The following is a 23986-nucleotide window of genomic DNA, read 5'->3' as shown; positions in this document are numbered from 1 at the left end:
GGGTGTGGCCTTTTTGCGTCAGGGCGGTGCACAAGCGGACATCAAGACGCGAAGAATCACAGACGACGCCTACACTCCCTCCCCCTCCGGGAGAGGGGCGGGGTGAGGGCGATGCCAGTTGGGAAGATGTTGGCAGGCTAAAGAACCCCTCACCCGGCCTTCGGCCACCCTCTCCCAGAAGGAGAGGGGCATGAATTAGAACATGCGGCCTACTTGCAGCACCACGGAGTTGACGCCACGGTTCTCGTGGTAGAGCTCTCCGTTGGAGAGATGGTGCAGGCGGATGGCGCCGAAGACGTTCTTGCCGTCCTGCTGCGGAAGTTCGAGGCCGAGGCCGAGCAGCGGGTTGAAGTTGAAATGGAGACCCTGTCCTTCGACCCGGAACTGGGTATAGATGATGCCGATGCCGGCTTCACCGTAGGGGAGCACCTTGCCGGTCAGGCCGAAAGGGTACTTAACGGCCAGCATGTTGACCGACGCCATGATGTCGTTCTTGGGGGTGAGGGTGCTGCCGATGGCCGCTTCCACCTTGAAGCGCAGGGTGTTGGGGCAGTTGTCCATGCGCCAGGCGGAGCCGTAATCGTAGATGGCGAAACCGCGCGCCATGGCGAAGGTCCGGGAGGGGCCGGGGTCGTAGACGTAGCCGTAATCAAGTGCGACGCCGTGCTGGTTGGGGAGCCGTTCGTCGTCGCCAAGTACCTTCCAGGTGGGTGCCGCTTCAGGCTGTGCCGGGGCTGCCGATTGGGAGACTACGGGTTGGGCGGCCGCCGGTTGGGAGACAGCCGGCGCGGCATCGGAGCCCCAGGACGGCAAAGCCGCCAGGAGGATGCAGGCCAGGGGCAGGACGGCGAGTTTCAGAAGCGGCTTCGGCGCGGCAGGTTTCATGTTTGCTCCCTTCGGGTTGTCTCGCGGTATGGCAAGGGTGCTGGGCGAATGATTATTCGCCCCTACAGTTTCGACATTACGATGGTGGCGTACTCGCTGGGGCCGGCTAGGCGCAACGAGCAGATGCGGGAGACGGCGGCAGGGGCGGGGACGAAGGGGCCCGGCCCTGCGGGACTTGCAAAAGCACGCCCGGCTTTTAGCGCCAGTGCGGCTGCGGCGAGGTCGAACCCGGCAGCCGCGGGCATGGAGCCGTAGATCGGCGTGTAGCAGGCTGCCTGTGCCCCCTCCGGCACCGCGTCCTGATAGCGCCGGCCCAGCTCGCTGCGCCCGTCGGCGCCAAGGAGCAGCAGGGCGTCACTCGGCAGGGAGAGCTGAGTCCCGAAAAGGTTGCCGGTCTCGACGCTGTCGATGCCGCAGTAGGCGGGGGCGCCCTCGTCGCGGGTGAGAAGCAGGAAGGAGGCGCCTTCGCCGATGATGGAGCTCTCGGCACCTGCGTCCAATGGCGCCATGGCGGGGGCGTGCCGCGGGCCGCGCCGGCGGTGCTGCAGGTAGGCGACCAGCTCGGAAACCTCGTCGATGGCGCCGAAGAGGACGGTGTCCACCCTCCCTTCGGCAAGCCACTGCCGGGCGCTCACCAGGGCGGACGGGACGGACATGTCAAACTGGCTCACCGTGAGGCTTGGCCCCCTGATGCCGAGGGTGATGGCGACGTTGGCCGCGGCGGCGTTGTGCACCGAGTTGGCGAAATGGGTAGGTGACGCGCAGGTGTCGCCCCCGGAGATGAGCGAGTCCAAAAAGGCGTAGGTGGTGGCGGTGGCGCCGTAGCCGCTGGCGATGACGAGGCCAACGCGGCTTAGGCCGGAATCCAGCATCCCCGCATCCTTGAGCGCCAGGAAGCTTCCCAGGAGGGCGAGCTTCGAGTAGTGGTCGACCCTGCGCAGGGAACGCTTGGGGACGAACTCCTCCAGCCCAGCCGTGTCGGCGCGGTACGCGGGCACCGCCTGCACTCCCTCACCGGTAGCAACCTCGATGGAGCCCACGGTTACCTGCCCTTCCACGAGTGCCTTTTCAAAGGACTCAACGCCGGTGCCGAATGCGCCGACGATCCCTATTCCCCTGACCGAAAGGCGCATCACTCTGCATCCCCCTTCCCGAACAGGAGCACCGAATTGCTCCCTCCAAAGGCCAAAGACTGGGACAGAGCAAAGTCTCCCGCGACCTCCCGGTTGCCACGCAGCGGCTCCCCGGCGAGCTCAGGATCGACGTTCTCGAAGCCGGCGCTGGCCGGGACGACGCCGCGCTCCAGGCAGGCGACGGTGAAGACGGCCTCGATGCCGCCGGCGGCGCCGAGGGTGTGGCCGGTGTGCCCCTTGGTGGAGTGGTACGGGACGCCGGGGAAAAGCTCGGCCAGCACCCGGCTCTCGACTCGGTCGTTGTCGGGGGTGCCGGTGCCGTGCGCGTTGACGAAGGCGACCCGTTCGGCGGCAACGGCGCAGCAGGCGAGGGCCTCGGCCACGGCCTGGCGCAGTCCTGCCCCGTCCGGGTGCGGTGCGGTCAGGTGATGGGCGTCGCAGGCGGAGCCGTAGCCCATGACGAAGGAGCGGGCGCGCGCGCCACGACGTGCCCGGACCTGTTCCGATTCCAGCACCAGCATGCCGGCGCCTTCGCCGAGGTTGAGCCCCTTGCGGTCGCGGTCGAACGGCTTGCAGGGGGAGTCGTCGGTGATCATGAGGGAGATGAAGCCGTGGTAGGTGATGCGCCCGAGTTCATCCGCGCCCCCGGCGATGGCGACGTCGCAGATCCCGCCGCGGATCCACGACGCGGCGAGCCCGACCGCGTCGGTCCCGGAGGCGCAGGCGTTGACCACGGTCTGACAGGGGCCAGTGCAGCCGAAGGCGCGCGCGATGGCGGCGGCGGGGTTGCTGTTCAGGATGCGTTCCATGGGGAACAGGTCGGGCTCCTCACCGGCGCGGTGGGCACGGCAGAATCCTTCGTCGTTCAAGGCGCTCCCGACGGTGGTGCCGACGCAGACGCCGACCCGCAGCCCGCGCAGCTCTTCCGGCGACAAGTCGGCGTCGGCGAGCGCCTCGGCGGCAGCCTGGACGCCAAGGGCGCTGGTGCGCAATAGCTCAGGCGGCTCGCGGAAGTCGCGCACCTCAAAGACGGGGAACGCAGTCGGATGACTGGTCGAGAAGCGGGTCGGGGGGACGGGCGCCCGACGCCCGGCGTAGAGGGAGTCCAGGCAGTCGGGGACGGTCCCGCCGGCGGCGCAGATGCAGCCCAAGCCGGTTATGGCGACGGGCCAGTGGATCATGCGCCCTTGCGCTCCTCGATGTAGGCGGCCAGGGAGTCCACCGACTGGAAGGCCTTGCGCCCTTCCTCCATGTCCTTGATCTCCACGCCAAAATGCTTCTGCACGATGACCACCAGCTCGACCGCGTCCAGCGAGTCCAGTCCCAGCCCCTCGCCGAAAAGCGGCGCGCTGTCGCTGATCTCTTCCGGGGTGACCTCCTCGAGGTTCAGGTCTTTCACTAGTATCTGCTTCAGTTTTTCCTTGGTATCCATGGCACGGCTCCTTGTGATGTCGTGGTTATTTTGCGTCCGGCGCAACCGGGGCCGACGGCTCCGCCTCGAAACGCTCGGTCTTCCTGGTGAATTTCAGGAAGCTGGAGAGGTTCCCCAAAAAGCGCAGCCAGCTGTCCGGCGAGCGCCAGAGCATGGTGACGTAGCCCCAGAGTACCTTGTGGCGCTTGAAGTGGTTGCGGTAGAACTCCTGGAACAGCTCTTCCAGGCGCTCCCGGGTCATCCCCTTGGTGACGAAGAGGAAGTTCATGCAGTCCATCTTCTCCCAATCCTCCTGGAACTCGCCCAGTTCGTGGATCTTCTCGTACACCGGCGAACCGGGGAACGGGGTGAACTTGGCCAGGTTGAAGTCGTCGATGGGGAGGGAGAAGACGTAGTCCATGCTCTTGCGGATGCTCTGCTCGGTCTCGCCGGGAAGCCCGATCATCAGGAGCCCCTTGGTGCGCATCCCGGCATCCTTGATCATGCGGATCTTCTGCGCCAGGTGGTCCAGGTCGGCATTCTGGCGGTGCTGGGCCAGGAGATCCTCGTCGCCGGTTTCGATCCCCAGGCTCATCATCCAGCAGCCGGCCCCTTTCATGCGGGTGAGCAGCTCCGGGTCGATGTGCTCGGCGCGCACCGCGCAGTTGAAGGTCATGCCCAGGGGGCGGTCAGTCATCAGCGTGGTGAACTTTTCGACCCGTTCCCGGTTGAAGGTGAACTGGTCGTCGTAGAAGTTGATGTGGCGGATGCCGAAGCGGTCTTTCAGGTAGCGCAGGTGCTCGTAGAGGTACTCGGCAGAGTTGTAGCGGAAGCTGCGCCGGAACACGGAGCGGTCGCAGTAGCTGCAGGCGTAGGGGCAGCCGCGGCTGGAGATGCAGCTCGTGTTGGGCGTCTTCGGGTAGTTGAAGATGGGGAGCCGGTACGACGCCGGGAACCCCGCCAGCTTCTCGTAGGCCGGGAAGGGGAGCTCGTCCAGCACCAGGGGACGCTCGCGGTACCCGGTCCAGACGGCGTCGGCGCCGTCGCGGTAGATGATGCCGCCCACGGAGGCGGGGTCGTCCCACCCCTTCAGGAGAAGCTCCGCCATGGTCTCCTCCCCCTCGCCCACGACCGCGTAGTCCATGGCGGGGTAGTCGGGGAATAGCCCGGACTTCAACGCGGAGACGTGGGGGCCGCCGAAGACGGTGCGGATGCCGGGGAGCACCCGACGCGCCATCTCCGCGATGCGGATGCCGTCCAGGAAGCTGGAGGTGGTGCAGCTCAGGCCGATCATGGCGGGGCGCTCCGCCAGCAGGTAATCGCGGATGACCCGGTCCGAGTCGGGGCGGGCGTAGCAGTCCACGATGTCGGCGCGCATGCCGCGCTGCTCAAGGTAGGCGGCGATGCTGGCGAGCCCCAGGGGAGGCATGATGTTGGCGACGCGGGAGATGTCGCGCGCGGCCGCGTCGGCCCGGTAGCCCAGGGGATGCACCAGGAGTATTTTTCGGCGGTCTAGCATGTGGTTCCTTCTTCGGTGTTCTCGGCCTGTTGCGAGATCCCATTATGCTTCAGGGCTGCATCGATCAGCTGCGCCATGCTGCCGACGGAGGTGCCGTTGCAGGCGATGCCGCCGTCAGCGGCTACCGTGACGCTGCCGTAGCAGCGCGGGCCCGGAGCCTCAGCCAGCACCAGGAAGGCGGCGCCGGGGAGAAACTCAGCGACGCTAGCCAAGGGCTCCGGGGGAGCCAGGTCGCAGACGCCGGCAAGCACCACCGGCTCCTCCTTTAGGGCGAGCTGGTCCAAGGCCATGGCGATCGCGCCCAGCCCGGCGCTTCCTGTCTCGTTCACCGCCAGCAGCGACCCGGTGAGGCCGAACTGGATGGCGGCGTCCCCGAGGAAGCAGTTGGCGAGGGTGTAGGCGAACAGATTGGGGCTCGCGAGCCCTCCACCTTCCAGCAGCACGGTGCGCTGGTAATCGAGATCGGTGGCGAGGCAGCCGAGCCTGGTCCCAGCGACGACGCCGAAGGGACGCTTCTCGCTCCACGCTTCCAGTCCCGCGTCGCGCAGGGCGAAGGCCAGGGCGGCCAAGCCGAGCTTGGCGTAGTCGGACATACGCCCGAAGCGCTGATTGGGCTCGGCGAAGACGTCACGGCGCGCCAGCGCGGGGAGGGGGCGGTTGGCGAAGACCTGATCGCCCCCATGCGACCCCATGCCGCAGCCGGTGCCGGTGACCCAGCCGATGCCGTTCAGGTACGCCTTCATGCGTCCCCCCGGCTGAGGATGACGGCGGCGTTCACGCCGCCGAACCCGGAGTTGGTGCTCAAGAGGTAATCTCCCCTGATGTCCTGCGCCGCGTCGCTCACGAACCCCACCCCTTCCGGGTCCGGCTCGATGAGCCCGACGGTCGGGGGGAGCACCCCGGCCTCCAGGCACTTGAGCCCGAGGGCGGCCTCGATGCCGCCGGCAGCGCCCAAGGTGTGGCCGATGGCCCCCTTCACCGAGTGCACCGGCAGGGTGCGGCCGGGGAAGAGGGCGCGCAGGGCGGTCAGTTCCATCTGGTCGTTGTACTGCGTTGCCGTGCCGTGCGCGCTCACCGCGGCGATGGCGTCGGTGGTGAGTGCGGCGCGGGAGAGGGCCTGGCGCACAGTCTGGATCAGGCCACAGGCGTCGCGGGCCGGGGCCGTGATGTGGGTCGCGTCGTTGGCGGCGCCCCAGCCGGCCACGACGCCGAGCACCGGGCGTCCCTCGCGTCGGGCGCGCTCGCGGCTCATCAGGAGCAGCGCCGCCCCCCCCTCGCCCAGGGTAAGCCCGTCCCGGTTCTTGTCGAAGGGGCGGCAGCGGGTCGGGGAGAGGGCCTGCAGCGCGGAGAAGCCGGAAAAGACGAACTCGCTGACCAGGTCGAGGCAGACCACCAGCGCCGCTTCGCAGCGCCCCAAGGCGATCATCTGCGCGGCGCGCGCCAGCGCCAGGGTGGAGGAGGCACAGGCGGCGTTCACGTTGAGCGCCGGTCCGCTGGTGCCGCAGCGCTCTCCTACCCAGGACAGCACGCGCTCCATAGTCAGTTGGGCCGGATCGACAGCCTCGCCCCGCTGCAGCCGCTCCATCAGATCCACCGGACCCTTGGTGCTGGCGAGAAGGAGCCGGCAGTCGGCCGGGACGGCGGGAAAGCCGTCCAACAGTCGCTCCAGCAGGGGGTAGAGGAGCGAATCTTCATCTGCCGTAAGGCCCGGCACGCAGCAGGCGTTGGGCGAGATATAGCGGGCGGTCCCGAAGCGCTGCACCGGAGCCACGGCGCTGTTACCCGCCATCATCCCATCGAAAAGCGCTTGGACCCCGGTGCCGAGACCGGTCACCGTCTGCGCGGCGGTGATGCAGACCTCGTTCACGACAACGCTCCTTGCCGCCAGCGCTCCAGGAACTCCTCAATGAAGGGGGGCGGGACCAGCATGATCTCCTGGTTCTTGTCCAGCATCATCTGCACTGTGTAGCCGGTGCAGGTCACCTCGCCTGCCTGGTTCCTGATCACGAACTCGAAATTCAGCCGCGCCGCGGTGGTGAAGTGCAGGATCCCCTCAACGGTGAAGCGATCCGGGAAGGCGAGCGGGCGGAAGTAGTCGACGTGCATCTTCTTGATAGGGGTGACGATGCCACGTTCATAGCACTCCAGGTAGCCCAGGCCGTACTTTTCCCCGAAGGCGACGCGCGCGTCCTCGAAGTAGCTCGGGTAACGGCCGTGCCAGACGATGTTGAGGGGATCGACCTCCTCGAAACGAACCTGGCGCTCGACCGTGATGCGCAGCGGCGGGGGTGCCCCCGGCGTCGGCGTGAAGTAGGGGCGGGTCACGGCGATTCCTCCGCTGCCAGTTCCAGGAGCATGGTGGCCACGGTCACCTCGCCCACGGTGAGGCGCGCGTCGCAGAGTTCTTTCCCCTGCACGGTGCGCGGGCGGCAGGCGACCTGCAGCTCCTGGCCCGGGCGAACCGGGTTCAGAAACTTGGCGTCCTGCACGGCGACTAGGCGCTGGGGAGACTGGCGCACTGCGCCAACCAGGGAGACCACGGCGTGGATCTCGACGATGGCCGGCAGGATCGGGAAGCCGGGGAAGTGCCCGTCGAAACCGGCGAAGCCGGTGTCGAAACGGTAGCGCCCGAGGCAGCCCCCCTCGCTGTCGCTTTCCGCCCTGAGGCGGCTCGCGGTTATTTCCTTGGCGATGATGCTATTCATTGCTTGGCTCCACGCTGTCGATCCAAAGGGTGAGGCGGTAGCCGGCCCGATCGTCGTCGAGCACGATGCCGCCGGGAAAAAGGAGCCCGTCGCGCCGCTGGTAGCGGTAGTAGCGCACCCGCCAGGACTGGTCCGCGCCGCGGCAGGACTTCTCCAGGAGTTGGGCGTCGGCGCCGCCGAAAGTGAAGCGGAGCGTCGCGCCCCCCTCCTCGCGGCTGGCCTGGTAGCTGTTCCTGGCGACGGTGAGCCGGTCTGTTGCCGCGGGCGCCGGCGCCAGGAAGATGCGGCGCACCGAGAGCGCCACCGCCTCGGCGAAGCCGGGGTAGCGCGCCAGTTCCGGCATGACGAAGTTGGCCCGGCTGCCGTCGGGGAGAACGGTGATGTCGTACAGCTTCACCCCCATCTCGTTCATCCCGACCAGGCGGGCCTCGCCGGCGCGAGTGTCGAGCATCAGCATCGCCTCCACCGGGACGCGCATGCCGCGCAACTCGAACAGGGCGCTGTGGCGCACAACGAGTGGGCTCCGCTGGCTGCTCCAGAGGCCGTCGGCTAATTGTGCCGCCGAGCGGGGGACGGTCGGCACCAGTTCGGTCGCCTCGAAGGGGACCCGGGCGCAGCCGGCCAGAAGGAGCAAGAGCGCAGCCGACAGGAAAAGGGCGATCCGCCTCATGGCGCGTCCTTTCTGTGCAGCGCCGGTATCACGAACAGCGCCGCGGGTATTCCGGTGCCGACCCCGAGCAGGACGGAAACCCCGATGGACTGCATCGAGGGGTGGCGCGCCAGGGCGAGCGCCCCGAGACCGGCCAGGGTGGTTAGCCCGGAGACCAGTACGGCGAGGCGCGAGGTCTCGTCGCCGCCGTCTTCGAGCCGGCTTACCATGAAGATGCCGTAGTCGACGCAGAGGCCAATGATCAGGATGGTGGCCGCGATGTTGAAGATGTTGAACGCGAGCCCCAAGAGCCCCATGATGCCCAGCATGCAGACCACGCCGGTCACTACCGGCACCAGCACCAGCGCGATGCGCGACGGGGCGCGGAACACGGCGGCGACCAGCAGGAACACCAGCACCCCGGTGATGGCGAGGTACCGGGTGAAGTCGCCGATGATGCTCCCCCCCATGACGGCGCCGAAGCGGCTCTCCGAGACCATGCGCACACCGGGCAGCGGGGCCAGTTCCCGGGACAGGCGCTGGACCAGTTCCGGGCGGTCGGGCACCAGCGTGAGCACCCGGAACGAGCCGGGGGCTGGCAGCACCAGTGCGTCCACCAACTCGCCAAGACCTGCCGCGCGCAACCCATCAAGATTCAGGGGAGCGGCGGGCGCCTTGAGCGTAGCCAGGAAGGGGGCGAAGGCGGCGCCGGTAAAGCCGAAGGAGGCACCCTCGCGCGCGAGGTCATGCTCCAGGCGCGCGGCACGGCCGTTCTGCCAGAAAGCGATCCAGCGGTCCCGGTTCTCGCGCTGGCGCGCCTCGCTGGGCAAGAGCGGCGCCAGAGAGACCAGCTCTCCGGGGGGGAGGGTCGGGGCGAGCCGCTCGAAGACGCGGCGGTTCAGCTCCAGCGCGCTCTCCAGGTCCTTTCCCTCGGCGAAGATGAGCGCCTTCCCCTGCAGGTCGCCCCAGGTCCGGTTCAGCTCGGCCTCGGCCCGCTTCAGCTCGGGGGGGACCAGGTTCACCGCCTGCAGGCTGCCGTTGAAGCGGACCCGGGTGGCGCCGAAGGCACAAACGGCCAAGATCGCGCACCAGACGACCAGCACCAGCCGGCGCGGCGGGCGCAGCGTCTTCATGCCGCCGAACGGGAGGCTCCCGCCCGGGGCCGGGCGCACCAGGTGCGGCAGCACCACCAGCGAGAAGAGGAGTGCGGCCGCGATGCCGGTCATGCTGTACACGGCGAGCTGGCGCTGCCCCGGGAGCACCGAGAGAAGCATCACCCCGAAGGAAAGGAGCGTCGCCAGGGCTCCCGAGAGAACAGGCCGCGCCACTTCGGCGGTGATCAGGGCCGGGTCCTTGCCCCCCTTGCGGCAGGCGAAGTAGATCATGGTGGCGTACTCGTCAACCATGCCCAGAAGCACACCGCCGAAGCCCAAGGTGACGGCGAAGACCCTGGGGGCCCAGAGCGCCATGGCGCCGGAGGCGATGGCGAGCACCGACGACGGCACCAGGAACACGAACAGGGCGCTCATGCTCCGTAAGAAGATCAGGTAGATGGCGAAGATCGCCACCACGCTGAGCGTCAGCACCAGGTACAGGTCGCGCTTGACCGCATCGGCGTTGGCGAGCGTGTAGCGGTGCCCGGAGAGGACGGTGGCGCTGAAGCCGGCAGGTACCGTCTTCTTGACCGCGGCGTCAACCCGGTCCATGAGCTGGTGCGAGGCGGCCGAATCTGTCATGGGGACGGTGGTACCCACCGTGATCAGCGCGGAACTGCCGTCCGCGGAGACGAAATGGTTCTGCACCAGGCGCATGTTGGGGACCAGGTTCAGAAAGCGGAGGCGCTCCAGGACCAGGTCGGAGAAGGAGAGCGGGTCGCTCTGCAGCTTCCCTTTGAGCGCCCAACCCTCTGGGGCCAGGAGCTGCTCGTACCCTTCGCGCAGGCGCTCGCGCACCTTTTCCGGCGCGGTCGCCGCCTCCAACCGCTTCAGGTCGGCCTCGCCGCACAGGCTCGGTAGTGCCGAGCCCAAAAAGCCGAAGAACTCCGCCCCCAGCGCGGCGGGCCCCGTGCTCACTGTGCCCACCTTCGCCTCGCGCAGCCCTTGGGCCAGGCTGTCCGCGGCGGCGACCAGGCCTGCGCTGTCCCCCGGGCTCTGCGTCTTCAGACTCACCACGAGCTTCCGGGTGAAGGGGGCGAGCTGCAAGAGGCGAAAGTCGGTGGCCGCGCTGGAGCCGTCGTCGGGGAGCATGGCGACGATGTCTTCCTGAAGCTTCAGCCGCGACGAGGCGAACAGGGAGAGCGCCACCAAGAGCAGCGTCGCCCCGTAGAGGACGCGGCGACGGCCGGCGAAGTAGCGGTACAGCCGGCCGAAGAGGTTCACGGAGGGCTCGTTCATCTAGAAAATGTCCGCCGGCAGCGCCTTGTTCACCACCGTGTTCTGGAAACGGATCCTGGTGAAGTCCCCATCTTTTTCGTGCAGTTCCACGCTCTTCACGTAGCGCCCGTCGGCGCTGAAGCCGACCAGGAGGTGGTGCAGAAAGCCCGCGGTGGCAGCGGAGCGCGGCTCGAGCCGCAACAGGGCCGGGGACTCCTGCAGCACGGTGACGCGGTACTCCTTTTTGATCCAGGCGAAGTCGGAGCGGGCCCACGCGAAGAGCTGCTCGGAAACCAGCTTCATGATAGGCTCCTGGTTGATCTGGAAGCTCTCGGTGCGGCCGGTCCGCTCGTGCCAGCGCCTGCCCCGATCCCCCTTGAGCACGAAGCCCGACGCGACCGGCGCGGTCAGTTCCCAGCGCAACTGGTCCGGGCGGGCGAAGTAGAGGCGCCCTTTGGACGTCATCGGGTTCTTGAACATGCTCAGGTGCTTTTCCTGAACGAAATCACTGGAGAGGGTGCGCACCGAGCCGGCGTTTTTCTCGAGCGTCTCCAAAAGCTGCGGCGAAGGCTGGCTCTCAGCGTGGAGCGGCAGCGCCGGAAGGAGCAGGGCGCACAGGAGCAAAAGCCTTTTCATGCTGCCTCCCCGGCCGCGTCGCCCACGATCCAAAGCTTCAGTGTGCCGCTCGCGATAGCGGCGCCGTCGCGCTCTACCTCGCCCTCGGCGACGGCGAACCCTTCGAAGCTCCCCACGGTGCGGATGCGCACCAGGAGCCGCTCACCGACGCGGGCGGTCCCGGTCAGGCGCAGCTTGCGGATCCCCACCAGGTACCCCTTGGAGATTTCCTTACCCTGCGAGAGGTCGTCGTATCCCTTGATGACCGCGTATCCCTGCGCTAGGAGCTCGACCAAGGCCACCCCGTCCAGGGTGCCGTCGGCGGCGGCCAGAAGGCTCTCCGCCGGGAAGAGCGCCTCGACCTCCCCCGCCTGGTCGCCGAAGCTCAACAGCCGCTCGACGAGCTGCATGGGGGGGCGGTGCGGGATGAGGAGCCGCGCCGGCATGGGGAGGGTCAGGTCGACAGTCATGGCGTTGTCACCCATGGTCACCTCTCTTGTCCCAGGTACGGGGTCAGGTCGTCCAGAAGCTGGCTCGAGAAGAGGAGCTTTCTGAAGCGGACCAGGTCCTCGTGGAAGACGCGCTGGTTGTCGTACACGGCGAAGTCCCGGTTCAGGATGGCGTAGAGCTTTCCGGTCCCGGCGCCCAGGCGATCCGCGTTTCTAAAGGAGAGGGCCTGCAGGTCGGCGAGGACCTCGAGGGTGAGCACGTGCTTCGCGTTGCTGACCGACTTGAACGCCTTGCGCGCCGCCACCGTCCCCATGCTGACCACGTCCTGGTTGGAGGCGTTGCAGGAGATGGAGTTGGTGGAGACCGGGTTGGCCAGCTGGCGGTTCTCCGCCGTGGTCGAGGTGGCGAGATACTGGCTCCCCATGAAGCCCATGGTGAGGCCGGGCGTCCCCGGGATCAGGAACTCCGGGAGTCCCTCGTTGATGTTGCGGTCCAGGAACTTGTTGATGCGGCGCTCGGAAAGGGTGCACATGGTCGCCATGGCCATGCACAGCGAGTCCATGGCGAAGCCGATGCTCTGGCCGTGGAAGTTGCCGCCGTGAATCACCTTCTTGCGCTCCGGGATGACGATCGGGTTGTCGTTGGAGGAGTTGGCCTCGATGGTCACGGTGCGCTCCGCCGCCTCGATCGCCTCCAGCACCGGGGCGAGCACCTGCGGGGTGCAGCGCACGGAGTAGACGTCCTGCACGTTGACGCTGGTCTCGTAGACCGGGCCGTCGGTCTCGTGGCCGCGGATGCGTTCGTGCATCTCTTTTCTGAGGGTGATGTTGCCGGAGCCGGCGTAGAGGGCGCGGATGGCGCGGGCCACTTCGAGCTGGCCGGGGTGCGGCTTGACCAGGTGCAGGTCCTCGTCGAAGGCGTCGTCGATGCCGCCGAAGATCTCCAGGGCGAAGGCGCCGGTGAACAGGGAGAGGTGCAGGAGCTTTCTGGCGCCGAAGAGGGCGAAGGCGGCCACCGCGGTCATGGCGGAGGTGCCGTTCATGAGGGCGATCCCCTCCTTGAAGCTGAGCGAGAAGGGGGTGATGCCGAGGCGGGCGAAGAGCGCGCCGGTGTCGTGCAGTTCGTTCTGGTAGTAGGACTTCCCTTCGCCGATGATGGTCAGCGCCAGGTGCGCCAGGTGGATCAGGTCGCCGGAGGCCCCCACCGAGCCGCACTCCGGGATGTAGGGGGCGATGCCGCGGTTCACCAGATCTTTCATGAACTCGAGGAGCTCGACGCGCACACCGGAGTATCCCTTGACCAGGGTGTTCAGGCGCACTGCCATGACGGCGTTGGCGACGTAGGGCTTCAGGGGGTCGCCCAAACCCGCCGCATGGCTGCGGATCAGGTTCACCTGGAGCGCCTCGATCTCGGCGTCCTCGACGATCTTGTTGCACATCGGCCCGAAGGAGGTGTTGACGCCGTAGATGATGCGGCGCGCGGCAACCTCCTCCTCGAGGAAGGCGCGGCTGGCGCGGCAGCGCTCGACGGCTGCCGGCTCGAGGACCAGTTCGCGGTCGCCGACGCCGATGGCGACGATGTCGGCGACGGTCAGGTCGGCGCCGTTGAGGGTTACTGTGGGACGGTGGGACATGGCTATCCTTTCCAGTTCGTGGTGCGCCCCGTCTCAGGCCGGCGTGGTGCGGCGGTCGAAGAAGAGGACCGGCTTTCTCTTGTCCTCCTGCACGGTCACCCTGAGGACCTCCTCGGGGGGGACCAGCACCACCTCGGGACTAACCCGGATGGCGGCGGCGATCTTCTTGGCCACCTGGGCCGGGGTGAGGGACGGGTCGGCGCTCCCCACCACCACGCGGATCCGGTCCGACAGGGCGAACTCGCTCTCCGCCTCGATGTAGAAACCCTGCACCCCGTGCATACTCTGCAGCACGGTGGCGATGGCCGGGGGGTAGACGGTGGTGCCGCGGTACTTGAGCATCTGGGACTTCCGGCCTACGACCGGTCCGATGCGCGGCGTGTTACGGCCGCACGGGCAGGGATCGCGGTGCAGCGTCGCGATGTCGCCGGTGCGGAAACGCAGAAGCGGCATGGCGCCGACGCCGAGCGGCGTGGCGATCACCTCGCCTGGCTCCCCGTCCGGGACCGGGAGACCGTCCTCGTTCACGATCTCCACCGCGATCAAATCCGGGTGAAGGTGGCCGCCCAAACCGGCGTCGCAGTCGGTGAAGGAGGTGGCCATCTCGGTGCTGGCGTAGGTGCCGAAGATCCGGCAGCCCCAGGCTTGCAACAGGCGCTCCCCCAAGGGAGAGAGGGCAAAGTCGGGGGTGCGCACCGGCTCGCCGATGCAGATGAGCCGGGTGACGCCGACCGCGTCCGGCGCGAGCCCTTCCTGCTCCAGCTTCTTGGCCAGGGCGAGCAGCAGGGTCGGCACCCCGATGATGGCGCTCGGGCGGCAGTTCCTGATCAGTTCGACCAGAAGAGCGGTGCTGCTGGAGCCGCCGCGGATGACGGTGGCGCCGATGCGGGTGAGCCCCATGAAGTAGGCGAGCCCGGCCATGAAACAGCGGTCGATGGCGGCGGCAACCAGGACCCGGTCGGCGCTGGTGATGCCCACCCCCCGGAAGGAAATCTCCTCGTTGTAGGCGAGCCGCTCCAGGTCGGCGTTACTCTGCAGCATGGCGATCGGCTTGCCGGTGGTGCCGGAGGTGAGGCAGACGTCGGTGATCTCGTCCTCTCCCACGGCGAGGAAGTCGTCGCGGCACTCCTCCAGGTGGTGTTTCTCTGTCAGCGGGAGCCGGGCCAGGTCCGCGAGAGTCGCGATATCCCCGGGTGCCACGCCTGCCTGTCGGAATATAGCGCGGTAAAAAGGGGAGTGCTCCGCGCAGTAGCACACGTGGCGGCGCAGCAGTTCCTCGTGGCGCGCGGCGATGGCCGCGGCGTCCAGGCGGGCCAGCTCGAGTCCCTTGTGGGCATCCCAGATCATTTCTCTACCCTCATCGTGCCGGTCTCCCCCTGCATCTCGGCCAGCGCCCGCGTCATCCGCTCGCGCACCTCGCGGCGCAGCCTCAGGTGGCCGTTATGCCCCGGGAACAAAGCGGGATCGACCGGGGGGAGCGCCTTGAGACGCACCCGGGTCGGGTAGAGCGCGAAGCGCCCCGGCGGCAGCAGGTCGCCGGTTCCGGTGATGACCAGGGGCACGATGGGGACGCCGGTCTCCTTGGCGAGCCGGAAGGCGCCGGAATAAAAGGGCTGCAGCCGGCCGGTCCGCGAGCGGTGCCCCTCGGGGTAAAAGATCACCACACCCTTTTGGGCGAAGGTCTCCGAGCAGGTCGCCACCACGTCGCCCCAATCGGCGCTTTCCACGTCGAGGTAACGGGCCAGACGCATGAAGAGCGTGTACCAGTACATCTTGAAAGGCCAGGCTCCCACCGCGAAGACGATGTCGTGGAAGGGGAGCCTGGACATGTAATAGCTGTCGAAGAAGGAGAGGTGGTTCAGCACCAGGATGCAGGGGCGCTCGATGCTCTCCGTGCCTTCGCTGCAAAAGCGGACGAACGGGGCAGTGATGACGACCATGCCGTTGCCGTGGATGCTGATCAGGTGCCGGGTGATCCGGCCCAGGTCCCAGCCGGTGACCAGCTTCCAGAGGACCAGGCAGAGCGGGGACGCAACGATGCCGGCGACGGTCCAGAGCGCCATCAGGGGGTAGAAGGTCAGGTTGAGAAGCAGCGCCCGGAGCAGCCAGAACCTGCCGCTTTTCTCCCGGTGCCGTGGGGGTCCCTGCGGCGTCACCTACCGGTCACCCTCCAACTGGCGTTTCTTGGCGATGACGAAGTCGTGGATGTCGCCCAGGGTGCGGATTTTGCGGATGGCCTCCTCCTCGCGCACTTTCATGCTGAAGGCGGTTTCCAGGACGATCACCAGGTCGACCACGTCCAGGCTGTCCAGTCCCATGTCCTCGAACAGGGTGGTCTCCGGGGTCATGGCGGCGAGGTCGTACTCGAACTCCTCTGCCAGGGAACTGTTGATCTTCGCTACGATTTCCTGATCGGTCATGCTAGACATATCTCCTCAAAATTATGGATGAATTGACGCCACCCAAGGCGAAATTGTTCTTGATCAGCGTGTCGATCCGGCGCTGGGCGACCTCCCTTTGGTGCAGCACGCAGGCGCAGGCGGGATCGACCTCGTCCAGGTTGAGGGTCGGGACCAGCACCCCGCGGCGCAGCATTTCGACGCAGGCGGCTAGTTCCAAGGCCCCGCTGGCGGCCATGGTGTGACCCAGGTGCCCCTTGAGGCTGCTAACCGGGGTGTCCGCGCCGAACACCTCCGCGATGGCGGCGCACTCCGCGATGTCACCCTGCTCGGTGGCGGTGGCGTGGGCGTTCACGTAGTCGACCGCGCCGGCCTCAATGCCGGCGTCGGCGAGGGCGAGGCGCATGCACTGGGCGATGCAGGCTGCGTCCGGGTTGGCTATGCTGCCGGGGTCCGAGTTGGTGGCGAATCCGGTCAGCTCGGCCAGGATCTCGGCGCCGCGAGCCAGCGCCGAGTCGAGCGATTCCAGGAGCAGGATGCCGCTCCCCTCGCCGCAGACGATGCCGTCGCGCCTAAGATCGAAGGGGCGTGGCGTCTGGTGCGGTGTGTCGTTGAAGCCGGCCGAGGCGGCGTTGATGATGTCGAAGGTGCCCGAGGTGAGCGGGTGAAACTCGTCGGCGCCGCCGCAGAGCATGAAATCCTGCTTGCCCAGGCCGATCATCTCGGCGCCGTAGCCGATGGCGTGGGTCGAGGTCGAGCAGGCGGCGGCGGGGGCGAGCACCCTCCCGGTCACTCCCAGGGCCTGCGCCACGTTGGAGGCGCAGCTGTGGTTCATGATGTGGAAGAAGAGCGTCGACTTCATCCGCTCCAGGCTGTGGTCTGCGTTGAACTCGCGGAAGAACTCCTCCATGGTCTGCGGGCTGCCGGTGGTGGAGCCGATGGAGACCCCGAGCCTGCCGCTGCCGAGTTGTTCCGGGGCGAGGCCGGCCATGGCGACGGCATCCTGGGCGGCCAGGGTGGCGAAGATGGACATGTTGGACATGGAGCGGCGGAACTTGCGCGGGATCTCCATTGCCTCGACCCCGGTGGCGAGTGCGGCGACCCGAGTGCGCATCCCGGTTATTTCCGCGAGCGCCGGGAGCTCGACCACGCCGCTCTTGCCCGCCAACAGCCCGTCCATGAGGCTCGCCACGCCGCGCCCGAAGGGGGAGATCGTCCCTACGCCGGTGATGACCACTCTTCTCAACAACATTCCTTCAATTCCTTTCTGATGCGGTCGTGCCCGAGCAGGGTGCCGCAGGTGACCAGCCCCGAGAGCACCGCCCCCATGACCCCGGGCGAGGCCACAGCCTGCCCGGACAGGAACAGGCCGGGGACCCTGGTGGCCGGTTGCGGGTTGTACTGTCCCACCATGTGCTTCACGCCGTAGAGCCCGCCCAGCGGGGTGGCGCAGTAGTCGCGCACGGTAAGGGGTGTGGACGCCTCGATGCTGCTGATGCGGCCGGAGAGTTCGGGATAGGCGCGGGTGATCTGCGCCGTCAGGCGCTCCAGCGCCTCCTCTTTGTAGCCTGCGTATCCCGACGGCCGCTCGCCCCGGCGCGACTGCCACGCCGCCGCGTCGCTGAAGAGCGCGGGGCAGATGCCGATGAATCCGGCCGGGACAGGGTCGCCGTTGCGGTAGGCCGCACTCAGGTAGAGCGCGCCTTGTCCCACCGGACGCCCCCCCAGTTCGTTGACGGCGCCCGCGTCGGGGACGTAGAACCGGTTGCTCCCCGAGAGTGCGGGAAGCGGCGCATCGCAGGTGGCGAAGCAGAGGACAGCGGAGACGGTCTCCTCCAGGGAGGCGAGCCGTTTGCGGTACACAGGGCGGAAGGCGCCTTCCGGCACCAGGTCGAGCAGCAACTGCGGGTGGACCGTGGCGATGGCGGTGCTGCAGGGGATCAACTCCCCGTCGGCCAGGCGCACCCCGGTCACCGCGCCGCCCGTGCCGAGCTCGATGGCGGTCGCCTCCCGCGAACACAATACCTGCACCCCCAGCTCGGCGAGGCGTGCGTCGAAGGCGCGGGCGAGGCTCAAGCCGCCGCCGCGGATGCCGCGCACCGACTGATAGTAGCTCCCGGCGATGGCGGCGTGCAGGGCGAAGGGGACCTCGCGGCTGGAGACACCATATAAAAGGGAGTGCACCGAAAGCAAGCTTTTTAAGAGCTCGTTACCGGTGAGGCGGTCCAGTACCTCGCGCAGGCTCGGGCCGATGACCCGCTGCAAGAGCGACTCCTGGCTCAACTCGGCGTCGAGGTTCAGGTAGGGCATGGCGCGGCACGCCGCGCCCACCTGGTCCAGGTACTGGTCGATGGCTTGGCGCTCGCCGGGGAAGCTGCCGAGAAGCTGTTCGCGCAGGTTGGCGAAACCGACGGGGAAGCCGAACTCGAAGGCGGGGTCGTCGCAGCGGAACAGGTCGAATCCCTTCTCGTCGAAGGAGAAACTCTCGATGCGGTCCGCGACGCCCAAGTAACGCAGGAACAGTTCCAGCGGCTCGCCTGGCCCGAGCCCGCCGGTGTAGTGAAAGCCGGTGTCGAAGTGGACGCCGTGGCGCGAGAAGCCGCGCAAAAGCGGCGCGGTGCGGGGCGCCCGCTCGACGAGCGCAACTTTATAGCCGCTGCGGGCCAGGGTGAGGGCGCAGGTGATGCCGGAGACGCCGGCGCCGATGACGGCGTAGTCGTAGCTCACCGGGCGTACCTCAGTACTAGGCAGGAGTTGGTGCCGCCGAAGCCGGCCGAGTTGCACAGGACGTGTTCCGGGGTGGCGTTGAGGGTCTCGGTGACGATGTTGAGCCGGGCGGAGTCCTCGTCGGGGGTGGCGAAATTGAGGTTGGCGGCGATGAACCCTTCGCGCGCCATGATGGTGCTGTACACCACCTGGGAGGCGCCCGACATCCAGAGCTCATGCCCGGTCATCCCCTTCACCGAGGAGACCGGCGGGGTGGACGGGCCGAAGACGGCGGAGATGTTGCGCGCCTCGGCCGCGTCGCCGGCCGGGGTCGAGGTGGCGTGGGCGCAGACGTAGTCGATGTCGGCGGGGGTAAGGCCGGCGAGAGTGATCGACTGGCGCATGGCGCGCTGCAGGCCGTCGCTGCTCGGCACCGAGATGTGGTTGCCGTCGGAGGAGAAGGCGTAGCTGGCGACCTCGCCCAGGATGGTGGCGCCGCGCGCCACCGCCAAGTCCCAGCGCTCCAGCACCAGGGCCGCCGCGCCGCCGCTCGGCACCAGGCCGTCACGGCCGGCGTCGAAGGGGCGCGAGGCGGCGGCGGGGTCGTCCCGGCGCAGGGAGAATGCCCCCAGGCCGTCGAAGCTGCACATGGACTGCCAGTTGATCTCCTGGGCGCCGCCGCAGATGATCCGCTCCTGGCGTCCCATGGCGATCAGGTCCGCCGCCTGGCCCACCGCGTGGCCGCCGCTGGAGCAGGCCGAGCTGATGGTCCAGCAGGCGCCGCGGCATTTGAGCAGGGTGTTGAGGTTCATGGTGATGCAGGAGGTCATGGAGCGGAAGACGTGTCCGCTGCCGATCAGCTGGGTCTCGCCGCGCTCGCGCAGGAGCTCCACCTGTTCCACCGCGGTGAGGCAGCTGGAATCGCAGCCGAAGATGAGCCCCGTCTCCGGGCTCTGCACCAGTTCCTCGGATAGTCCCGCCATGGTGAGCGCGTCCCAGGCGGCGGAAAAGGCGTGCACCGCGAAGTCGGGCATGGTCTTCGCCTGCTTTCTGGAGAGGGGGGCACGCTGTTCCCACGCCGCGATGCGACCGGTGAGCGGGCTGCGAAAGCCAAGCCGCGCGCGCTCCTCGTCGACCACGATGCCGGAGCGTCCGGAGCGCAGCGCCTGCGCGACCTCCGGGATGCTGCTTCCCAGGCAGGAGACGATCCCGATCCCGGTAATGGCTACTTTATGCACGGTTACCTCAACTGCTCTGTTGCTGTGGAACGCTTACAGGTAAATGCCGCCGTTGACCGCGATCACCTGTCCGGTGATGTAGGATGCCTTGTCCGAGGCGAGGAAGGAGACCACCTCGGCCACTTCCTGGGGGGTGCCGATACGCCCGAGCGGAATCATCGGGACAATCTTCTCCTTGGGGAGCCCGGCCACCATGTCGGTCTCGATGAAGCCGGGGGAGACCGCGTTGACCAGGATCTTGCGCTTGGCGGTCTCCAGGGCGAGCGCCTTGGTGGCGCCGATCAGCCCCGCCTTGGCGGCCGAGTAGTTCACCTGGCCCGCCACGCCGCTTTGCCCGGAGGTCGAGGCGATGTTGATCACCCGGCCGCTGCGCCTCTTGAGCATGCCGACCAGCACCAGCTTGGTCACCAGGAAGAAGCCGTCCAGGTGCACGGACAGGACGTCCTTCCACTCGTCCTCCGCCATCCAGACCATGAGGGTGTCCTTGGCGTGGCCGGCGTTGTTGACCAGCACCTCCGGGGACTCCTTTTCAAGCAGCGGTCCCAGCGTCTCCTTGACGGCGCCCGCGTCGGCGACGTCGCAGCAGACCAGCCGGCAGGAGGCCCCGGTCGCCTCTACCTGGCGCGCCACTTCCGTGGCGGCGGCGTGGTCGGACCGGTAGTTGAGCCAGATATCGAAGCCGTCGCGCGCAAGGGTCAGGGCGATGGCTGCTCCGATACCTTTGCTCGCTCCGGTCACCAGTGCGATCTTTCTAGAGGACATATGCTGTAAAACCGCCTTCAGCGTTGGAGTTCAAGGTGTTGCAGAGGCAGCCATTTATACAAGAGATTGCGCCTCTGGGCAATATAAAAGGCATGGCGGATCGGGCGGAAAGAGCACCAGCGACGGGCAGTTTAAAGACTGCCATGTGCGATGGCAGCGGTAAGGTTGCGGCGACCGGAAAATTGATGGCAAAGAGCACCGTATGATCAGTCTCGCAGAACTATCGGCAAAGCCGCAGCACTCAAACGAACCGGACTATGTCTGATCCCTTTCTATTTGATACTCCTGGAAAGATTGCAGCAGATGCCATCTCGGTGTTGATGTCTGTGCAGTTTTCTTCTATACTGGCCCGATTGTTTACCGCTTACACTGCACAAGGAGGAAGTGATCATGAATGTCGCGATAGTCCACAAAGCAAATGTGAATGACGAGGTGCTTGACGGCCTGGCCAGAGAGCTCCCTTCCATCATTTCGGAGTTGCTGGAGATTCGCGGCGGCAAGATGGCAATCCTCAAGCCGGAGCAGATCTCGCTGCAGTTCTCCCAGGCCAGCAACCGGGACACCGGCGCGGACATTCGCCTGATCGTGCTGGCCAAAAGCCTCGGACCCCGCACGGCGAGGGAGAACAAGCTGGCCGCCGCCATCCTCGACAAGATGGTAGCACTGGTGAACGGGCTCGGCGCCGCCTGCTCCATCACGGTCCGGCTCTACCTTACCGAGATCGGCGCGGCGGAGTACCTGCCGGAGTAGGGCGGGCCGCGAGCCGCGATCGCGCATCCATCAACTAACTGAGTAAAGGGGCCAGGTGAAAACCTGGCCCCTTTTTTTTCGCTCTGCGCACTGGCAATGCCTGCTGTCGTACTGGAGTAAAAGGGTGCAAAAAATACGACAATCTAACAGTTTCCCTCAACTGACACTGTACCAAAAAACGACAAGGTCATCTTACGTCGGTCGTTAAAGTCAGGAAAAACGACTTTGTTGAGTGAAGGCACGCATGTTGCTCTTTTAATATTGTGTTTGTGAAATTCGGGTAGGGGGAGGACTTTATGAAAGGGCGACTTCTCGTAGTTACTGTAGGTGCTGTTGCTATCATGACTTCACACCTTGTCAGTGCCTGGGGAGGTGTGACACCGCAGCTGCCATTACCTGCATCGGCTATCCCACAGTTCGTTGATGCTCTGCCGAACCTTGACGTAGTGCCGGCGGGACCCAACGCCGTCGAGCTCCGCATGAAGGAGTTCAAGAGCATGGTCCTCCCCGCCAACGCGGTCCCGGGCTACACCGGGACCTGGGTCTGGGGCTATCTCCAGCCGGGACAGGTGGCGGCGCAGACGGCCGACGGGATGATCCCCGGGCGGCAATCCTTCATCGGCCCCGTCGTCGTCGCCACGCGCGGCATCCCCACCGAGATGAAGTTCGTGAACCAACTCCCGACGGTGAAAACCACCAACGTGCTCGCCTATCGCTACAGCACCGACCAGACGCTGCACTGGGCTGACCCGCTCAACGGCGGGGAAAGCATGTGCGCCCACATGGCGATGCCTCCGGCACCGGGGAGCGAGTGCGCCTCGAACTACGGGGAGACCTTCGATGCGCCCATCCCGGCGGCGGTCCACCTGCACGGGGGCGAAGTGCCGCCGCAGCTGGACGGCGGACCCGATTCCTGGTTTACCAGCGACGGCACCATGAAAGGGGCGTCCTTCTACAGCAGGGACGGTGCGACCGCGTCGAACTACGCCATCTACCGTTACCCGAACACCCAGGAAGGGGCGCCGATCTGGTTCCACGACCACACCCTGGGCGCCACCCGCCTGAACGTCTATGCCGGGCTCGCCGGCGCCTACATGGTCAGCGATCCCGCGCGGGATCCCGCCAACCTGCCGGAACTGGTACCGCTGGTGGTCCAGGACCGCATGTTCGACAGCAACGGGCAGCTCTTCTTCACCGCAGCCAGCGCCGGCGGCGTACTCTGGGCACTGAACCCGGACCACCCCTACTGGAACCCGGAGTTCGTGGGGGATGTCATCGTCGTCAACGGCAAGTCCTGGCCCTACAAAAGCGTGGACGCCAAGCGTTACACCTTCCTGTTCCTGAACGGCTCCAACGCGAGGACCTACGAAATGGCGCTGGTGGACCCGGTCTCCAAGAACCTCGGCCCCCCGCTGTACGTGATCGGGACCGACGGCGGGTATCTCGATCGCCCCGCCAAGCTCGATCCCGCCCTTGGGGGGAAATTGGTCATGATGCCGGGTGAGCGCTACCAGGTCATCGTCGACTTCGCCGGCTACCAGGCCGGGGTGAAGGGCCCCAACGGTCTTGTCTATTCGGGCACCTGGCTGCTGCGCAACACGGCCAAGACTCCCTACCCGGCCGGCGGCACCCCGAACGGCAACACCACGGGACGCATCATGATGTTCAAGGTCGGCGCGGCGCCGGCTGCCGACACCTCCTTCAACCCGGCCCAGGTCGGCTCAACCCTGCGCGGCGCGGTGGGGCAGGGGCCGGCGCTGGTCAGGCTGGCCAACCCGACGGCGGGGACCCTGGCCGCTGGCGTAACGGTCCAGAAGACCCGCCAGCTTACCCTGAACGAGGTGATGGGGATGCCTCAGACCGCGATAGACCCGGTGACGGGAGCCCTGACCGCCTACCCTGGCGGGCCGCTGGAGATCCTGGTCAACAACACCAAGTGGAACGGCAAGCGGGTGACCGGCGTCATGAACGGGATGTACCAGTCCACGCCGATCCCGGGTTTCAGTGCGGATGCCACGGGGAACTTCATCTCCGAGATGCCCAAAGAGGGTGAGACCGAGGTTTGGGAGATCGTCAACCTCACCGCCGACGCGCATCCCATTCACCTGCACCTGGCGCAGTTCCAGCTCATCAACCGGCAGGGCCTCGACACCAAGGCCTACGGCGCGGTGTACGCGGCCGCCTTCCCCGGCGGAGGATACGACCCGATGACAGGGCTGCCTTATCCAGCTGGTGTCTACATCCCCGGTTTCGGGCCGCCGCAGAGCTACGACGGCAACCCGGCCAACACGAGGGCGGTGGGTGGCAACCCCGACGTCGCTCTTCTTGGCAAAAACGGCAAACCGATCTATCTGCAAGGGCCGGCAACCCCGGCGCTGCCGCAGGAAGCGGGGTGGAAGGATACCATCCAGGCTCTTCCCGGTCAGGTGACCCGGATCGCGGTGCGTTGGGCTCCTACCGATCTCCCTGCGCAGACCGCGGCCGGCGCGGCCTCCTTCGCCTTCGATCCCAACGGTGGCAACGGCTACGTATGGCATTGCCACATCATCGACCATGAGGACAACGAGATGATGCGGCCGACCCAGATGGTGCCGCTCGCGACTGCGGTGCGCAGCTACGTGATGGGGACGGATTATTGAGATAGGTTTTTCCGGGATCGGGGGGAAAGGCAAATCCCCCCTGTCCCCCCTTTGACAAGGGGGGGGACGCTGGTGCATCACCAGTCGGGCGAACAAAAAGAGGGGCGCCATTTAGGGGCG

Annotated in this window: 23 protein-coding genes; 2 read left to right on the top strand and 21 right to left on the bottom strand. The window is 66.9% G+C overall.

Annotation, left to right across the window (positions count from 1 at the left end):
* Positions 1-195: 195 nt before the first annotated feature.
* From JFN90_RS00490 to fabG, 21 genes are all read right to left on the bottom strand, one after another.
* A complete protein-coding gene (locus JFN90_RS00490) occupies positions 196-885 on the bottom strand; it encodes an acyloxyacyl hydrolase (protein WP_199393145.1) in 690 nt (229 codons plus the stop codon).
* 62 nt (positions 886-947) lie between these two features.
* Positions 948-2018, bottom strand: a complete 1071-nt coding sequence (locus JFN90_RS00485; protein ID WP_199393144.1) for a beta-ketoacyl synthase N-terminal-like domain-containing protein — start codon at positions 2016-2018, stop codon at positions 948-950.
* Positions 2018-3199: a beta-ketoacyl-[acyl-carrier-protein] synthase family protein gene (locus JFN90_RS00480; RefSeq protein WP_199393143.1), complete on the bottom strand. Its 1182-nt coding sequence runs from the start codon at positions 3197-3199 to the stop codon at positions 2018-2020. The genes JFN90_RS00485 and JFN90_RS00480 overlap by 1 nt, the downstream gene beginning before the upstream one ends.
* Positions 3196-3450 carry a phosphopantetheine-binding protein gene (locus tag JFN90_RS00475; RefSeq protein ID WP_199393142.1) on the bottom strand — a complete coding sequence of 85 codons (255 nt, stop codon included), beginning with the start codon at positions 3448-3450 and terminating at the stop codon, positions 3196-3198. The genes JFN90_RS00480 and JFN90_RS00475 overlap by 4 nt, the downstream gene beginning before the upstream one ends.
* Before the next feature lie 25 nt (positions 3451-3475).
* Positions 3476-4948, bottom strand: a complete 1473-nt coding sequence (locus JFN90_RS00470; protein WP_199393141.1) for a B12-binding domain-containing radical SAM protein — start codon at positions 4946-4948, stop codon at positions 3476-3478.
* Positions 4942-5691 (bottom strand): beta-ketoacyl synthase N-terminal-like domain-containing protein, encoded by a 750-nt coding sequence (locus tag JFN90_RS00465; protein ID WP_199393140.1) that lies wholly within the window; start codon positions 5689-5691, stop codon positions 4942-4944. The genes JFN90_RS00470 and JFN90_RS00465 overlap by 7 nt, the downstream gene beginning before the upstream one ends.
* Positions 5688-6815 (bottom strand): beta-ketoacyl-[acyl-carrier-protein] synthase family protein, encoded by a 1128-nt coding sequence (locus JFN90_RS00460; RefSeq protein ID WP_199393139.1) that lies wholly within the window; start codon positions 6813-6815, stop codon positions 5688-5690. The genes JFN90_RS00465 and JFN90_RS00460 overlap by 4 nt, the downstream gene beginning before the upstream one ends.
* On the bottom strand, positions 6812-7273 hold the full coding sequence (locus tag JFN90_RS00455) for an acyl-CoA thioesterase (RefSeq protein ID WP_199393138.1): 462 nt from the start codon (positions 7271-7273) through the stop codon (positions 6812-6814). Before JFN90_RS00455 ends, JFN90_RS00460 begins: the two co-directional genes overlap by 4 nt.
* Positions 7270-7653 (bottom strand): hypothetical protein, encoded by a 384-nt coding sequence (locus JFN90_RS00450; protein WP_199393137.1) that lies wholly within the window; start codon positions 7651-7653, stop codon positions 7270-7272. The genes JFN90_RS00455 and JFN90_RS00450 overlap by 4 nt, the downstream gene beginning before the upstream one ends.
* Complete coding sequence (locus JFN90_RS00445; RefSeq protein ID WP_199393136.1) at positions 7646-8323, bottom strand: DUF3261 domain-containing protein; 678 nt, start codon at positions 8321-8323, stop codon at positions 7646-7648. The genes JFN90_RS00450 and JFN90_RS00445 overlap by 8 nt, the downstream gene beginning before the upstream one ends.
* Positions 8320-10695 carry an MMPL family transporter gene (locus JFN90_RS00440; protein WP_199393135.1) on the bottom strand — a complete coding sequence of 792 codons (2376 nt, stop codon included), beginning with the start codon at positions 10693-10695 and terminating at the stop codon, positions 8320-8322. Before JFN90_RS00440 ends, JFN90_RS00445 begins: the two co-directional genes overlap by 4 nt.
* Positions 10696-11310 (bottom strand): LolA family protein, encoded by a 615-nt coding sequence (locus tag JFN90_RS00435; RefSeq protein ID WP_199393134.1) that lies wholly within the window; start codon positions 11308-11310, stop codon positions 10696-10698. It abuts the gene before it with no gap.
* The gene (locus JFN90_RS00430; protein ID WP_199393133.1) at positions 11307-11774 is read right to left on the bottom strand and encodes a hypothetical protein; all 468 of its coding nucleotides are present in this window, start codon (positions 11772-11774) and stop codon (positions 11307-11309) included. The genes JFN90_RS00435 and JFN90_RS00430 overlap by 4 nt, the downstream gene beginning before the upstream one ends.
* A gap of 2 nt (positions 11775-11776) precedes the next feature.
* A complete protein-coding gene (locus tag JFN90_RS00425) occupies positions 11777-13372 on the bottom strand; it encodes an HAL/PAL/TAL family ammonia-lyase (protein WP_199393132.1) in 1596 nt (531 codons plus the stop codon).
* Between the two features lie 33 nt (positions 13373-13405).
* Positions 13406-14719, bottom strand: a complete 1314-nt coding sequence (locus JFN90_RS00420) for a phenylacetate--CoA ligase family protein (protein WP_199393131.1) — start codon at positions 14717-14719, stop codon at positions 13406-13408.
* A complete protein-coding gene (locus JFN90_RS00415; RefSeq protein ID WP_199393130.1) occupies positions 14716-15528 on the bottom strand; it encodes a lysophospholipid acyltransferase family protein in 813 nt (270 codons plus the stop codon). Before JFN90_RS00415 ends, JFN90_RS00420 begins: the two co-directional genes overlap by 4 nt.
* Positions 15529-15792 carry an acyl carrier protein gene (locus JFN90_RS00410; protein ID WP_199393129.1) on the bottom strand — a complete coding sequence of 88 codons (264 nt, stop codon included), beginning with the start codon at positions 15790-15792 and terminating at the stop codon, positions 15529-15531. It abuts the gene before it with no gap.
* 1 nt (position 15793) lies between these two features.
* Positions 15794-17023: a beta-ketoacyl-[acyl-carrier-protein] synthase family protein gene (locus JFN90_RS00405; RefSeq protein WP_199393128.1), complete on the bottom strand. Its 1230-nt coding sequence runs from the start codon at positions 17021-17023 to the stop codon at positions 15794-15796.
* Entirely contained in the window at positions 17014-18498 is a 1485-nt protein-coding gene (locus JFN90_RS00400; protein WP_199393127.1) for a phytoene desaturase family protein, read from the bottom strand. Before JFN90_RS00400 ends, JFN90_RS00405 begins: the two co-directional genes overlap by 10 nt.
* Positions 18495-19715, bottom strand: coding sequence for a beta-ketoacyl-[acyl-carrier-protein] synthase family protein (locus JFN90_RS22465; protein ID WP_199393126.1), 1221 nt, complete (start codon positions 19713-19715; stop codon positions 18495-18497). The genes JFN90_RS00400 and JFN90_RS22465 overlap by 4 nt, the downstream gene beginning before the upstream one ends.
* Positions 19716-19748: 33 nt before the next feature.
* Positions 19749-20477 carry a 3-oxoacyl-ACP reductase FabG gene (gene fabG, locus JFN90_RS00390; protein ID WP_199393125.1) on the bottom strand — a complete coding sequence of 243 codons (729 nt, stop codon included), beginning with the start codon at positions 20475-20477 and terminating at the stop codon, positions 19749-19751.
* Between the two features lie 390 nt (positions 20478-20867).
* On the opposite strand from fabG, the gene JFN90_RS00385 reads away from it, so the two are divergent.
* Together JFN90_RS00385 and JFN90_RS00380 are read left to right on the top strand one after the other, a co-directional pair.
* Positions 20868-21227: a hypothetical protein gene (locus tag JFN90_RS00385; RefSeq protein ID WP_199393124.1), complete on the top strand. Its 360-nt coding sequence runs from the start codon at positions 20868-20870 to the stop codon at positions 21225-21227.
* 341 nt (positions 21228-21568) lie between these two features.
* On the top strand, positions 21569-23866 hold the full coding sequence (locus JFN90_RS00380; protein WP_236018786.1) for a multicopper oxidase family protein: 2298 nt from the start codon (positions 21569-21571) through the stop codon (positions 23864-23866).
* Positions 23867-23986: the final 120 nt, after the last annotated feature.

The organism is Geomonas propionica (genome assembly GCF_016458235.1).
GTDB lineage: Bacteria > Desulfobacterota > Desulfuromonadia > Geobacterales > Geobacteraceae > Geomonas > Geomonas propionica.
This window is presented reverse-complemented; position numbering and strand designations above follow the sequence as displayed.

Bases quoted from the DNA above. Each gene is read 5' to 3' on its own strand.
- JFN90_RS00420 (WP_199393131.1), bottom strand. From the start codon at position 14,719: ATGATCTGGGATGCCCACAAGGGACTCGAGCTGGCCCGCCTGGACGCC.
- JFN90_RS00480 (WP_199393143.1), bottom strand. From the start codon at position 3,199: ATGATCCACTGGCCCGTCGCCATAACCGGCTTGGGCTGCATCTGCGCC.
- JFN90_RS00450 (WP_199393137.1), bottom strand. From the start codon at position 7,653: ATGAATAGCATCATCGCCAAGGAAATAACCGCGAGCCGCCTCAGGGCG.
- JFN90_RS00485 (WP_199393144.1), bottom strand. From the start codon at position 2,018: ATGCGCCTTTCGGTCAGGGGAATAGGGATCGTCGGCGCATTCGGCACC.
- JFN90_RS00425 (WP_199393132.1), bottom strand. From the start codon at position 13,372: ATGTCCCACCGTCCCACAGTAACCCTCAACGGCGCCGACCTGACCGTC.
- JFN90_RS00475 (WP_199393142.1), bottom strand. From the start codon at position 3,450: ATGGATACCAAGGAAAAACTGAAGCAGATACTAGTGAAAGACCTGAAC.
- JFN90_RS00465 (WP_199393140.1), bottom strand. From the start codon at position 5,691: ATGAAGGCGTACCTGAACGGCATCGGCTGGGTCACCGGCACCGGCTGC.
- JFN90_RS00440 (WP_199393135.1), bottom strand. From the start codon at position 10,695: ATGAACGAGCCCTCCGTGAACCTCTTCGGCCGGCTGTACCGCTACTTC.
- JFN90_RS00405 (WP_199393128.1), bottom strand. From the start codon at position 17,023: ATGTTGTTGAGAAGAGTGGTCATCACCGGCGTAGGGACGATCTCCCCC.
- fabG (WP_199393125.1), bottom strand. From the start codon at position 20,477: ATGTCCTCTAGAAAGATCGCACTGGTGACCGGAGCGAGCAAAGGTATC.
- JFN90_RS00435 (WP_199393134.1), bottom strand. From the start codon at position 11,310: ATGAAAAGGCTTTTGCTCCTGTGCGCCCTGCTCCTTCCGGCGCTGCCG.
- JFN90_RS00470 (WP_199393141.1), bottom strand. From the start codon at position 4,948: ATGCTAGACCGCCGAAAAATACTCCTGGTGCATCCCCTGGGCTACCGG.
- JFN90_RS00445 (WP_199393136.1), bottom strand. From the start codon at position 8,323: ATGAGGCGGATCGCCCTTTTCCTGTCGGCTGCGCTCTTGCTCCTTCTG.
- JFN90_RS00430 (WP_199393133.1), bottom strand. From the start codon at position 11,774: ATGGGTGACAACGCCATGACTGTCGACCTGACCCTCCCCATGCCGGCG.
- JFN90_RS00380 (WP_236018786.1), top strand. From the start codon at position 21,569: ATGACTTCACACCTTGTCAGTGCCTGGGGAGGTGTGACACCGCAGCTG.
- JFN90_RS00490 (WP_199393145.1), bottom strand. From the start codon at position 885: ATGAAACCTGCCGCGCCGAAGCCGCTTCTGAAACTCGCCGTCCTGCCC.
- JFN90_RS00385 (WP_199393124.1), top strand. From the start codon at position 20,868: ATGAATGTCGCGATAGTCCACAAAGCAAATGTGAATGACGAGGTGCTT.
- JFN90_RS00410 (WP_199393129.1), bottom strand. From the start codon at position 15,792: ATGACCGATCAGGAAATCGTAGCGAAGATCAACAGTTCCCTGGCAGAG.